12 protein-coding genes and 1 pseudogene are annotated in these 13,555 nt (G+C 31.6%); 5 read left to right on the forward strand and 8 right to left on the reverse strand.

The features are described from left to right. The 5 genes and pseudogenes from ACJMLB_RS01315 to ACJMLB_RS01335 all read right to left on the reverse strand — a co-directional run. Positions 1-575: pseudogene (locus ACJMLB_RS01315) on the reverse strand (beta-CASP ribonuclease aCPSF1); the annotation flags it as partial. 457 nt (positions 576-1,032) lie between these two features. Then, a complete protein-coding gene (gene psmB / locus ACJMLB_RS01320; protein ID WP_292788011.1) occupies positions 1,033-1,656 on the reverse strand; it encodes an archaeal proteasome endopeptidase complex subunit beta in 624 nt (207 codons plus the stop codon). Between the two features lie 553 nt (positions 1,657-2,209). After that, positions 2,210-2,548 (reverse strand): hypothetical protein, encoded by a 339-nt coding sequence (locus ACJMLB_RS01325; RefSeq protein WP_295605989.1) that lies wholly within the window; start codon positions 2,546-2,548, stop codon positions 2,210-2,212. Between the two features lie 23 nt (positions 2,549-2,571). Further along, the gene (locus ACJMLB_RS01330; protein ID WP_295605991.1) at positions 2,572-3,369 is read right to left on the reverse strand and encodes a hypothetical protein; all 798 of its coding nucleotides are present in this window, start codon (positions 3,367-3,369) and stop codon (positions 2,572-2,574) included. 28 nt (positions 3,370-3,397) lie between these two features. Further along, entirely contained in the window at positions 3,398-6,622 is a 3,225-nt protein-coding gene (locus ACJMLB_RS01335; protein ID WP_405323035.1) for a nitrous oxide reductase family maturation protein NosD, read from the reverse strand. A 197-nt stretch (positions 6,623-6,819) separates the two neighbouring features. Here ACJMLB_RS01335 and ACJMLB_RS01340 point away from each other — a divergent pair, with 197 nt between their 5' ends. Continuing rightward, the gene (locus ACJMLB_RS01340) at positions 6,820-7,584 is read left to right on the forward strand and encodes a class I SAM-dependent methyltransferase family protein (protein WP_295605994.1); all 765 of its coding nucleotides are present in this window, start codon (positions 6,820-6,822) and stop codon (positions 7,582-7,584) included. Positions 7,585-7,638: 54 nt separating this feature from the next. Next, positions 7,639-8,826 (forward strand): NAD(P)/FAD-dependent oxidoreductase, encoded by a 1,188-nt coding sequence (locus tag ACJMLB_RS01345; protein ID WP_295605996.1) that lies wholly within the window; start codon positions 7,639-7,641, stop codon positions 8,824-8,826. 112 nt (positions 8,827-8,938) lie between these two features. Here ACJMLB_RS01345 and cofG read toward each other — a convergent pair whose 3' ends face one another. Further along, positions 8,939-10,066 (reverse strand): 7,8-didemethyl-8-hydroxy-5-deazariboflavin synthase subunit CofG, encoded by a 1,128-nt coding sequence (cofG, locus tag ACJMLB_RS01350; RefSeq protein WP_295605998.1) that lies wholly within the window; start codon positions 10,064-10,066, stop codon positions 8,939-8,941. A 50-nt stretch (positions 10,067-10,116) separates the two neighbouring features. Beyond that, the gene (locus ACJMLB_RS01355) at positions 10,117-10,569 is read right to left on the reverse strand and encodes a DUF2120 domain-containing protein (protein WP_295606000.1); all 453 of its coding nucleotides are present in this window, start codon (positions 10,567-10,569) and stop codon (positions 10,117-10,119) included. A gap of 207 nt (positions 10,570-10,776) precedes the next feature. Here ACJMLB_RS01355 and ACJMLB_RS01360 point away from each other — a divergent pair, with 207 nt between their 5' ends. The 3 genes from ACJMLB_RS01360 to ACJMLB_RS01370 all read left to right on the forward strand — a co-directional run bounded on the left by ACJMLB_RS01360 (position 10,777) and on the right by ACJMLB_RS01370 (position 12,865). Next, a complete protein-coding gene (locus ACJMLB_RS01360) occupies positions 10,777-11,961 on the forward strand; it encodes a glycosyltransferase (RefSeq protein WP_295606002.1) in 1,185 nt (394 codons plus the stop codon). A 9-nt stretch (positions 11,962-11,970) separates the two neighbouring features. Next, positions 11,971-12,462: a GNAT family N-acetyltransferase gene (locus ACJMLB_RS01365; RefSeq protein ID WP_295606004.1), complete on the forward strand. Its 492-nt coding sequence runs from the start codon at positions 11,971-11,973 to the stop codon at positions 12,460-12,462. Between the two features lie 130 nt (positions 12,463-12,592). Beyond that, positions 12,593-12,865: a zinc ribbon domain-containing protein gene (locus tag ACJMLB_RS01370; protein WP_405323039.1), complete on the forward strand. Its 273-nt coding sequence runs from the start codon at positions 12,593-12,595 to the stop codon at positions 12,863-12,865. Between the two features lie 189 nt (positions 12,866-13,054). On the opposite strand, the gene ACJMLB_RS01375 is transcribed toward ACJMLB_RS01370, so the two are convergent. Continuing rightward, positions 13,055-13,519, reverse strand: coding sequence for a hypothetical protein (locus ACJMLB_RS01375; protein WP_295606008.1), 465 nt, complete (start codon positions 13,517-13,519; stop codon positions 13,055-13,057). Between the last annotated feature and the right edge of the window lie 36 nt (positions 13,520-13,555).

Below are 13,555 nucleotides of genomic sequence, written 5' to 3' on the forward strand. Positions count from 1 at the left end.
CCTACCTCTTTAAATCCTCCCATAGCGGTTAATCTGGTCCAATCATTATCATATTTTCCGCCTTGGTGGATTCTTGCACCTAAAGTCTGCAAGATTTTCTTTCTTTCCTTACTGTTGTGCATCAAGGTATTTCTGATTCTATCGATAATTTCAGATCGGATTGGAGGACTTCTTAAAATCTTTGGAGCCCATCCGGTTTTTCTAACGATTTCCCTTGAGGTCACTCCATATTTTCCAATTACAAGTCCAGGTTTGGTAGCTTCTATAACCACTTCGTTGGTAACTTCATCAAAGGTGATGTTACTGATTTCAGCATCTTCTGGAACGATCTCTTCGACTTTTTGAATAGTTTCTTCGTATGGTAATAAAACTGATTTGTCTGATCTGATTATGATTCTTTTTCTAAGTTCTTTTGCCAAGTTTCTGATTAAGTCCCCATTGTCTGCTACAATGTCTGGGTTTTTTGTATAAATAACAACCTCAGGACCTTCAAATTCAATATTAGCTAATTGAACTTCATCAGGTAGTTTTTTTGTAATTTTTTGTTTGATTTCTTCTAAAACGTTTGAAGCCATATTATCACTTCGAAAAATAGACGTATAAAATTAGCATATGGTATAAAATCAATATTTTTGTAATTTCCAATTCTTCTTTTATTTTCCTTTAATCAGTTATAGAAAATGTTTTTTAAAAATATTCGTTAAGTAAATTTTGGTTAATTTTTAAATAAGCCGTTTAATTGAATAATTATTCTATAATTAATTCTAAATAATTAAATTAATTAACTAATCAAAATCCTAATATTATCTAAAAATATAATTATATAAATTTCTAAATTCAGGATTTAAAATTAAATTAAAAGTTAAGAATATTGATTTTAATCTACGACATCAATATTCTTATGGATTAAATAAACAGCTTCTGTGTCATAAAAAAGATGTTTACTTAATTTATTGCATATACTATCTATACTGTAATATGTAAAATTAGTTGTAAAATAAAGTTAAAAAATAAATAATTCGTATATATTTTTTAGCTATTAATTTTTTCAATAATAGATTCAACTTCTTCTTTTTCTAACATCTTGTATCCGTCTTTAGTAACTTCAGCTACTAAGAAGCCATTTCCAGAGTAAGTGTCTCTTTCTGTAGCAGCTTTGATAGCTCTTAAAGCTAATTCCTTAGCTTCTTCTACAGTGATGTCTTCGTGGAATCTGTCTTCAAGAACACCATATGCAAATGTAGAACCGGAACCGGTAGAAATGAAAGTATCCTTAATCATACCTCCTGCTGCATCTAAAGAATATATTGATGCACCAGTGTCATCTACTCCTCCGATAAGAGTTTGTACATATGCTGGTGAGGAGTGTAATATGTTAGAACTTACAGCTGCAGCAGCTTCTAAGCTAATGTCTTTACCATTTCTTAATCTGTATAATGCAGTTTCAGCGCTAATGATTTTCATTAAGCTTTGTGCATCTGCAACAGATCCTGCAATTGTTGCTGCAATGTGATTGTCAATTTTGAATATTTTTTCAGCTACTTTGTGAGCAACAAGGTTTCCCATACTTGCTCTTCTTTCGCTTGCAAATACAACACCATCTTTACAGGTAATACCGACAGTAGTGGTACCTTCAAATGTGTTTTTATCAGCCATATTAATACACCTCGTATAATAATGTAAAATTAAATTTAAAGCATAAAATAATCTTAAATAATAAAATATAATCTTAATAATGATTGAAATTATTATTAATTAAAATTAGAAAAGTTAGGTTTTCAAAGTTATATAAAATTGATAAAATTAAGTTATACTTATACTAATATAACCGCTTTTCCTAACCTATTCTTATTATGTTATACATTATATATAATAGTTTCGTTATTTTCACAAATTCTAATGGATAATTTCTTTCATTTTCAAATAATTTTTGATTTTTTATAATTTTTTAATTACTCAATTTTCGATTATTTTGATATTAAAGATTAATTTAATTTTTATTTTTAATTTAATCTCTTAATTTTCATTTATTTTCAAAACTACCTAGTACTAATCAATATTTTTGTTTATAAATTAATATTGATTTTAATAACTTTAATTTATTTTAATGTATTTACTCTTATTATTGACTTTGTATTATTTAAATGTTTTTAAATTAGTTTAATATTTTTAGCATATAGTTTTTGATGATTTAAATAAAATAAGAAATTCAGATTATTCCATATGGCCTCAGGATAAGGAATAGGATAAATGCGATGAATATTCCCACTACGATTATTATTGGAATTAATCTTTTATATTCCATTTCTTCCTTGATTAGGAAATTTCCTTGGTCTTTGCCCTTTATTGTTTCTTCATCCTCTGATATGAATGAGTAGAAGATTGCAGTAACTAAAAGACAGAAGAACAGTCCTGCAAAACGGATCAGTGGATTTTGTGAGAATTGGAATCCTGGATTGATGATCATTGTTGCAATTGCAAAAAGGGATGCGAATTCAAGGAAGAACAGTACAGAAACGACTTTTGCAAAGCTTCGATTCACTATCATATAAACACTCCATTATTTTTTTATTATTTCCAGCTGCTTTCATCTTTCCATTTTTCTTCATCGTATAGTTCGTATACCAGTGGTCTGATGTCATTGAGGATGATTTTGAATCCAGTCAGGTATGCTATTACCACATCTTCGCAAGTAATGCTGTCTCTTCCTTCTTTTAGAGCATTGCATCCCATGAGATAAAACATTGCCATATGAAATCCGCGGCAATATAGAAAATCCAAATCGCAGCTGCCATAAATAGTGGATATTAATCTATGTATCAATGTATCTAATTTTTCTGCCTTTTTATTTTCCCAATATGTTCTATGAAGTTTTTTAAAAAATCTTTCATCATAATCCGGCAGGGGATTCTCCGTATCATCAAAATCTTCAACAAAGAAAGTGATATGGGCTCCAATATCAGAAAGTTTAATTGCTTTATCCTCTTCCCACTCAAGGTAATGACCAGAATAAGTGATGTATGAAATTTGAACCACAGCATAAATGGAAATAAGTGTATTTATATCAATCAAACGATGGGTTATTTCAGGAATATAAAGAGGTATTAAATGCTGATAACCTAAACCCTTTTTAGCACATTTAAAAATTTTAACCTTATTAATGTCAAAAAGGAATATGGTGTCATCTTCACCCATTTTATCCCAAGTTGCATAACGATGAAAGACATCACTAGTTTTTAAAGATTTAATTAACTCAATAAGTTCATTTAAACGTGTTATGTCTTCAAATTCGCTAATTTTTTTTAGGTAATACTCACATAAATCATCATAACTATAATTAAAAGATTTTATTGTTCCAATCAAATTCACTTTCATTCCTCCTAGAAATTTTAATAATTTAATTTATGAAGCTTTTTAATAATTTCTTTGTATTATTAACTACTTTATTCATTAATTGTTTTCCTTTACTTTTTATAATATTGCCTACTTTAGCAGTAAATTTTTTAGCAGTTTGAGTCACTTTATGCATTTTATTATTTTTACCTTTTTTATTATTTTTTGGGTATTTTGTTCTTTTCTTGTTTGTTTTGGTTTTAACTTTTGTACTAACTTTTTCGATGACTTTTTTTGCAGTTTTAATTATAATTTTTTGTTTTTTGCCATATTCTTTTTTGTTTTTATTTGAAATTCCTAATTGTTTAGCTAATTTTTTTATTCCTCTTTTTATTTTATTTTTTATTTGTTTGGGTGTTATTTTAGAAATTTTTTTAGAAATTTTTTTGATGAATTTAATTTGGCCTTCTTTATTTTTTTTGTAAATTGATGTATTACCTTTATATAATACTGTTTTTCTTTTATTAGATGCATTATATTTTGTGAGAGTTTTAGTTAAATTTTTAACTTTTGAAGAAAAAGTTAGAAAATCTGCAGTTAGTATATTTAATACTGGTTTGCTTAAATTATTTAGGTATCTATCGATTATTTGGGATGTTTTAATAATTGAAGTTATTATGCTGGATTCTGTACCTTTAGATGCCATATTAAACCCAAATTTCTCTGCAAGAAACTTGCCAATGTCATATGTTAAAGAAATTATTCCTGTATGGGGCTTATTAACCAACTGAATAGATATATCAACTAGATTTAACATAGTGTTTAGATTAGGAAGCCTATTAGGAATAAATATTGTTATCTTTGAACCTTTAAGGTACATATTGAGTTTATTTAATCTAGTTAATATTTTGGAACCTCCCTTTTCTAATAATCCAACACCTAATAAAGAAATAACATTTATTATAAATTGAGCTATTGACATATCTCCATTTGCATCTATGCCTATAGCAAAATCTAGAATGCCTTTTATCCATGGGGAATACTCGCCAAATGTTGCATCCATAAATTTGTTATATTGTGGGTCATGGAAGAAGGGATATTTTAAGAATCCACTGATGCTGCCATTGCATGCAACATATGCTTCAGCGAATGCGCCAACAACATACAGATCCAATCCTAAAGCAATAGGGTATATGGATAGGAAAGAGTTAGGATTAGTCAATAAATCATGAGAGAACTCTTTATAAAGATATGATATGAATAACATATTTGCATCTGTTCTATTTTTTGCATATGGGAACTTTTTATAAAAATCATCAGTATAATCCTTAAATAAACCAAAGAACATTTTATCAATATCATTTTTATTCTTTGAACTGGTGGATGTGTCTATTTTGATATAAGGGTTATCTGAATAGATAACAATATCCGATGTGTCTCCACTAGATAAAAGTTTAGAATGGACTTTTTTATGGTTATTTTCCATTTCAATAATATTGGTTGAATTTCTTGAAGTATCCTCATTATTTATGTTACTATTTTTATTGTTATTCTCATTATTGTTAGTTTCTTTATTGAATATCTCTAATATTCCAGTGATGTTTATGGGAGTGGATATGTTGCTTGTGGGGTGTGTTATTTGGAAAGAATAATTTCCGTTTTTAAGGTTTTTTGCTGGTATTTCAAATATGGCAAATCCTGAAGAATTGGTAATGCTTGTAAAGTTTTTGCCATTGAGAGTTAGAATTAACTCTTGATTTGGTGCACCTTTAGACAATGTGGGAGCAAGATCATCAACAATCAAATCTCCAAGGCTGTATACTCCAGGGTAATTGTCTCCATATTCTAGGAAGACAAGCAGATCAATTATATTTTCCTTGTTTTTTGTGCTGTAATTGATTACATTAAGTTTGTAGCTTTTGGCTTGGTTGTCCTGGAAAATATTAGTAGAGAGAATTGCTGTGTTGTTATTGTATATTGAGCTTCCGTTTAAAGCGGTATTAAATTTAAAGAGTGATTTGTTTAATTTTAAGATGGCGTTGTTGAATATTGCTCCACCTAAAATTGCATTGTTTAATGTGAAATTGGATCTTGAAATGTTTAGTGTATGGTTTGTAAATATTGCACCTCCAAGCTTAGCCAGATTATTTGAAAATGTGGAGGAAATTATTTGGGAATTTAGCCCATTCTTGTAATATATTCCTCCTCCATTTGATAATGCTATGTTATTTTCAAATTTGCAATTTATCATTTCATTTAATGAGTTGACAAATGCTCCTCCGCCGTAGGATAATGCCAGATTATCTAGGAACCTTGAATTTTTAATAGCTGTTTTGTTGTTTAGGTATAATGCTCCTCCGTTGTTTTCTGCTGTGTTGTTTGTGAAGTTGCAGTTTATTATATTTAGGTTTGTGTTGTCTTTTGCTTGGAGTATTGCTCCGCCGTTTTTTGCTGTGTTGTTTGTGAATGTGCAGTCTTTGATTGTGTTGTTTCCGTGGTGCAGCATGTATATTGCTCCACCGCCTAGGGCGTTGTTGCTTGTGAATGTGCAGTTGATTATTTTGGTGTTTAGTGCATGTGTGTCTATTGCTCCTCCATACCCTCCTGTTCCATTGTGTGTGAATATGGCTCCGTTTTCCTTGAATATGCAGTTTTTTATTGTTGCGTTGTGGGATTCGTTGTTCAGTACGATTGCACCTATTTGGGCATTGTTGTTAATGAATTCGCAGTTGGTGATTGTCAGGTGTTTTCCGTAGGAGCTTATTGTTCCGCCCCAGATGTCTGCATGGACATTCTGGAAGATTAGGTTTTCCAGATGAACATTGTCTCCGTTGATGCGTAGGATACGGGTTTCACTGTCGCTGCCATCTAGGATTGCTTTGGAATTGGGTGATTTGCCTTTTATGGTGATGTTGTCTGTGTTGATGGTGATTTGCTTTTTGTCGCTATGGTATGTGCCGTTTAGTGTTATTGTGTCTCCTGGTTTGGAGCTGTTGGCTGCTGAACGGATGTTGGAAAATGATGTTCCTGAAACATAGTGATTGGAACTTAGTGTGGATGAGCTAATGATGTCTGTTGTGTCTTTTTCATTTGAAATGTTCGGATATTTTTGTGTGACTTGGTTTTCATTGATGACATTGCCAGGATCTTCAATGGACTGTATATTGTCATCAATTGAAGTGATGGAATCATCTGAATAGGATGTGTTTTCACTAGCATTAACAGAGGCAAGTGAAATGATCAATATTAAAATTAGAAAACCAAACAATAAACATTTTTTCTTATTCATGCAATCCCCAAATATTAATCAAATTAATACTTAATTAAGTTATTATTTGAAGGTTTATTTAATATTTTTGAAAGATTCTTTATTTATCCTCTTTCCAAAGTATTAAGAAATAATTTTTTACAAAAATATTTTATTTAATTAAAATAAAGTATATTTATTGAATTTAGAATAGAGATTTTTATTCATCTGGTGATTCTTTGAAATGGAAGAAAATTGGAGATATTTTAATAGTTGACAATAAGTTCAATAATGATTCTCTATATAGTTTGGAATCCATTGCAGCTGAACATAAAGTCAAGTCAATTATTAAGATTGATAGGATTGAAGGACAAAAGAGAGAACCTACTGTAAGTCTTCTTTATGGAAGAGAAACAGAAACCATTCATAAGGAAAACGGTTGCTTATTCAATCTGGACCTGTCTAAAGTGATGTGGGCTAAAGGAAACAATAATGAAAGACTAAGGATAGCAAAGCTTGTTAAGGATGGTGAAACAGTTGTGGATATGTTTGCAGGTATAGGCTATTTTTCAATTCCAATTGGAGTTCACAGTAGGGCAAAGGAAATCATTTCAATAGAGATCAATCCAAATTCCTATCATTTCCTAAAAAAGAATATTGAATTGAATAAGATAAATGAGAAGGCAAAATATGAAAGAATGATTCCTGTTTTGGGAGACTGTGCCATAGAAGCTCCTAAATACAGTGCCGATAGGGTATTGATGGGATATGTCAAGACAACTCATCACTTCCTGAAGCCAGCAATGGAATGCGTTAAGGAGGGTGGAATAATCCATTATCATGAAACAGTTCCAGATAAGCTTATTGAAACCAGGCCATACGAGAGAGTAAAGGAGATGGCTTGGCATTGTGGTGAGCGAGAAGTGGAAGTCTTGAATATTCAAAAAATTAAAAGGTATGCTCCTGGTGTGGAGCATATAGTTTTGGATGTAAGGATTTTTTAAAAAATTATATTAATTTGGAAATATAAATGTCTTTTATATATAGGAAGAAGTATTATGATTGAAACTGATGTATTGGTAATTGGTGCAGGACCAGCAGGCTCTTCTGCTGCAAGATTTGCAGCTAAAGGAGGAGTTGATGTAATTCTAATGGATAAAAAGTCCGAAATAGGATTTCCTAAAAGATGTGCTGAAGGGGTTTCAAAAAAGATCTTTGAAAAGCTCGACCTTGAAATGGATCCTCATTGGGTTACCAATGAAATTAGCGGTGTAAGGTTCGTTGCTCCTGATGGAACAGACATTTGGCTTGATGAGACTCAAATAGATTTGCCTGATGCAGGTTATGTCCTTGAGCGTAAGGTCTTTGATAAGCATATGGCTGCGGTCGCTGCAAGGGAAGGTGCACAAATTAAAATCAAGACCCAAGCAAAAGGCCTTAAAAGACAGGAAGACGGAACATTCATTGTAAGTTGTGAATCCATGGGGGAAATCTTTGATATTCATGCTAAAATTATCATAGGCGCTGATGGTCCGGAAAGTCATGTAGCCAAATGGGCTGGATTGAATGCATATATAAAGCCTCAACATATGGTGGCTGGTGTCCAATTTGAGATGTGCAATGTCAATATGAAAAGAAATGATTATCTTGAGTTCTATTTTGGCAGTGTTGCTCCAGGAGGATATTTCTGGCTCTTCCCTAAAGGCGGGGATGTTGCAAATGTTGGTCTTGGAATCATTACAAATATGGCGGAAAAATCCGCTTACGAATACCTTGTTGATGCTGCAGACAGCTGTTATGCCACTCAGGATGCTCAGGCAGTTGAACTGAATTCCGGCGGAGACCCAGTTGGAGGTCTTGTCAAGGAAATGTATGGAGATAATATCATGCTTGTAGGGGATGCTGCAAGCCAAGTCAATCCTTTGACTGGTGGCGGAATCACCAATGGTATGTTAGGAGGCAGATTTGCCGGGGAGGTTGCTGCAGAAGCCATAAAATCAGGGGACTGTTCCAGCAATTTCCTTAAGAAGTATGAAAAATTATATTTGGATGAAATGGGCAGTGAAATGCAAAAATACACTAAAGTCACTGAGTACCTATGGACTTTAGATGATGATGACATCAATAGGATTGCTCATAAATTCAAGGAAATGAAATTTGATAAGCTTACTACAACTGATATTGTTAAGATAGTTATCAAAGCAGATCCGAAATCACTTTTAAAATTAGGCAGAATTTTTTTATAGATTTAAAATTATTTTAAGAGATTATTTATTTTTAATCTCTTTAAAAATTAGATAAGTTAAATGAAGAGATTATTTTTTATAATCTCTTTAAAGATTAAATAAATTAAAGAAATCAGTTATTGATTTCTTCTCGGGCTTTTTTTGTTTTTTCCAATAATATTGGATTTTCAATATATTTTTCATTAATGTATTTTTTATATATGGCTAACCTTTCTATTAATTCATATCCTGCATCATTAGTTAATTTTTCTAACTTTTCAAGTGTTGGCCATGGGGATGATGGGTTCACATAATCTTCACTAAGCGGTGAAACTCCTCCCCAATCGTCTGTACCGCAGAGTAGGAATATTTGGCTGGTTTCATAGTTTAGGTTAGGCGGAACTTGTACTGAAACCTCTTCATCAAAAAGGAGCTGTGCTGCTGCAACAGTTCTAACCATATCCAGTAGGCTTGGCTCTTCATAATCTTCCATTTCTATTCCAGGACTTACTGTAAAGTTTTGGATAATTACTTCTTGGATATGGCCATACTTATCGCAAAGCTCTTTTATTTTAAGCAATGAATCAGCTATTTCCTCTTTTGTTTCTCCGATTCCAATGAGTATTCCAGTGGTGTATGCAATATTAAGCTTTCCAGCATTTTCAATTGTTTCAAGACGTATTTTTGGATCTTTTCCAGGACTTTTCTCGTGAGCTATTGTGCTCATCAACCTTTCTGATGAGCTTTCAAGCATCATTCCCATTGAGATATTGTATTGTTTGAGCTTTTTCATATCTTCATATGAGAAGTTGCCGGCATTTGTATGGGGTAGAAGTGATGTTTCCTCTACAGTCATCTTGCAGATGTCATAAATGTAATCTATCATGTTTTCATAGCCTAATTTCTCTAACTTTAGTTTTACAGCTTCCTCATTGTCTGCATCTTCGCCCATTGTAAAGAGTGCTTCCTTGCAGCCATACTTTTCAGCTTCCTTTAAGGTAGCCAATATCTCTTCCTTTTCCATTAGCACTATTGCATCAGGGTCATCTGGGTTTTGCTTGAATGCACAGTATCCACAATCGTTTCTGCATATTTTTGTAACTGGAATGAAAACATTCTTGGAATATGTGACATAATTGCTTTCCCTTTTGGAATTAGCTAAAGTCATGATTTCTAGAATATCTTCTTTTTTGCATTCTAAAATGGATATTAGGTCTTCTCTTGTGAGATTTTCAAAGTCAATATTGGATAGATTAGACATTTTACACCAGTTTTAATTTAATTTAGAAAAATAGTTTAGGCAAATTTAATTTATTCAGCTATTTCATCCCTTTCAGTAGCAGTAACTTCAACATATAATGGGCCAAATCCAGATTTGTCTTTCCAGATAGCTACAAATGTTCCTACATTAGGCATCAAGAATAGCTTGTACTCTACTTTTAATCCCATAGCTTCCAATTGCTCTTTCATTTTGAGTAATCCTTCATTGTCTGGTGCTACACCACCATCTTCAGCATCCCTAATGTAAGAGTCCACTTTCTCAACAAATTCTTTACCCTCATCTGACAAGACATCAACTTCCTTAGCATTGAGAACTCCTTCAAGTTCCGCTAATTTAGATTCCAATTCATCAATTTCAATCTGGTCACGGCTGACACCTCTTACGATAACAACATGTTCTCCATGGAATGCAGGCCTGGAGCCTTTAAATGCATTGAAATGTCCAATAATTTTTCCTGTAGTTTTTAATAATACGTCTGACATAAAATCACTTTATCATTTAATTGTGTTTAAGTTATTTTTTAAAAAAATTATATAGTTATTTTTAATTTAGATAGTATATAAATTTTACAAAATAAATATAAAATAAAATTGATAAATACTTAATAGTTAAAAAGATTATAAAATAAAAAGATTATAAAAAAAGATTATAAAATAATTTAAGATTTTAACTAAATCTAGAGGCATATTATGAAAGTGTTAATTAGTTCAATGGCTGCAATGGCTGAAACAGCAGGGCCTTCTGGTAGGGCTAGATTGCTAGTTGAACATTTAAAAGATGCAGGTATTGAAGTTGCTACTTGCATTGCAGAGGATGTAAATTATAAGCCAATTGAAGGTGTTAAAAACTATTATCTTGAAGTTCCCATGCCTCTGGGGCTTCCTAAAGCTATTGCAAGCAAGACATTTCCTATTGCACAAAAATTGGGAATAATAGAAAAGAAAAATGTGGGCAGCTTTGAGGATGTCTTGCACTTTACAGGAAACATTGATTATAATTATTTGGCAAAAAGTGTTGAAGATATTAGAAAAGCCATTGATGATTTTAATCCGGACATAGTTTATAGTGAATTTAATATCTCTGCAATAATAGCTACGAAACTTGAGAATAGGCTATTATTTGCAAGCATTAGTTATCCCACACAAACAGAATACAGTTCTAGTCCAAAGCATGCTAAAGGACTTAAGAAGTTTTTAAAAGAGAACAGTCTTCCAGATGTTTATTCTGCATTGGATCTTTTCAAATGGGCAGACAAGTCATTTGTTCCAAGCATTTATGAACTGGAACCAATTGAAAATGATAATGTGACTTTCTGTGGAACTTGGAAAGATGTAAATTTAGAAAATAGCTCAAATGATGATAATTTAAATGATTCTAAGAATAGTAAGAATATCATTTTGGTTTATATGGGAAATGGTACTATTTCTCCTAAAAAGATGATGAATGAAATAAAAAATGCATTTGTTGGCACTGATTATGAAGTTTATATTGCATCATTGGGACTGGAAAAGCAAGAATATGAAAATATTCATGTAGATAAACGTTGGGACTTTTCTAAACTGCTTAATAGTGCTGTTCTATTCATAAATCATGGTGGTCAAAACAGCATGATTGATGGATTGATTTATGGAGTCCCCCAATTGATATGTCCTGGACGAGTGTTTGAAAGGATTTACAATGGGAAATCTGTTGAGAATCTCGGTGCAGCTAAAGTGTTGAATATTAATGAATTTAAAAGTGAAATCATAAGAGCTGAAAGTGAAAAACTCATAAATGATAATGGATTTAGAGAAAATTCCAAGTTCATTGGTGATAAGTTAAAATCATTTGGTGGAATCGAGTGCATTTTAGATGCTATAAATGAAAAGCATTGAGGTGGAAATATGCATATTAGGAAAGCGACAATTGATGATTTAAATCTAATTATGGACATTTATCGTGCTGCTCAAGACTTTATGATTGAATCTGGAAATCCCAATCAGTGGGGTCATTTCTATCCTAGTGAAGATTTGGTAAAAGAGGATATTGCCAATTCAATCTCTTATCTGATATGTGATGATGATAATGAGCCTCATGGTGTCTTTGTGCTTATTGGCGGATTGGAACCAACTTATCAATATATAGAAAATGGCAGTTGGCTAAATGATGATGATTACATCACTTTACATAGAATTGCAAGTGATGGGAAGGGTCATGGAATATTCCAATCTGCAATGGATTATTGCAAATCCATTTGCGATAACATTAGAATAGACACTCACAGCAACAATGTCATTATGCAAAAACAGATAGAAAAGAATGGATTTAAGAAGTGTGGAACCATTTATGTAAGAGATGGTTCTCCAAGAATTGCTTATCAATGGAGAAAAAAATAGTTTTTAAATGCTCTTTCGAAAATTATTTAATATTATAATTTAATAAATGTGTATATATTTTGTATAAAATATGCATATTATTGTGATATGAATCTTTATAATGTGCTTATAAATTAAGGAAAATGATATTATGGAAAACTTTGAAGATCAAAAATTTTGCCAATCCTGTGCAATGCCTATGACTGAAGAGCTTTTTGGAACCAATGCAGACGAATCCAAAAATGATGAATACTGTATTTACTGCTTTAAGGATGGTGAATTCACTTCAGATATGACTATGGAAGAGATGATGAATTTCTGCATTGAAAAGATGGTTGAAGTTCATCCAGAGATTGATGAGGAGGAAGCTTCCAAAATGATGAATGAAGTGTTCCCACAACTAAAAAGATGGGCAAAGGATTAAGTTTTAATAAATTTAATTCTTTTCATTTTTTTATATCAATTCTATTTAGTTGATTGGAATTGACTTTTTTTTTTAAAAATAGATTTTGAGTATTTTTTTAAAGACTTGCTTTTTTTAAAAATAGATATTAGAAAAAAATAAATAAAAAATTATCAATATTCTAAGGAATATTGATTTATTAACTATTTTTTATATTGCATTTGCTATTGGCTCTATGTTATTGTTTTCATTGAATATCATCAATTCATCATAACATGCTTCCCAATCATCAGGGGTTCCGCTTTCCATATAAGTCATGAAAATATACTTTTTGCCATCCACTTCAGCTATTTCCAAGACCCCATGGTCAATACCGATATTTGCTGAAGTCAGATAAGAAGTAATATGGCTTATTGTGGTGTCGGAATCATAACTGACATTATATGTGTTATTATCTCCTGAAACTATGCAGTAATCGCTGGAATTTTGCAAATAATATTCTTGAATATATTCATCGTCATAATCCCAAGTGTATAAGTCCATGCCGGTTTCTTCATTTTGGAAAACAACATCCGACCATTGTTCAAAACCATCATTAATCTTAAAATCTGCTGCACTTGCTGCACCTATAATTAAAAAAGTTAATAATAGGAATGCAAATATTTTTTTATACATTTTTTCACCTCATGATAATCTAGTTTTAACTTAATC

Origin of the sequence: Methanobrevibacter sp. (genome assembly GCF_045114555.1) — an archaeon.
Taxonomy (GTDB): Archaea; Methanobacteriota; Methanobacteria; order Methanobacteriales; family Methanobacteriaceae; genus Methanobrevibacter.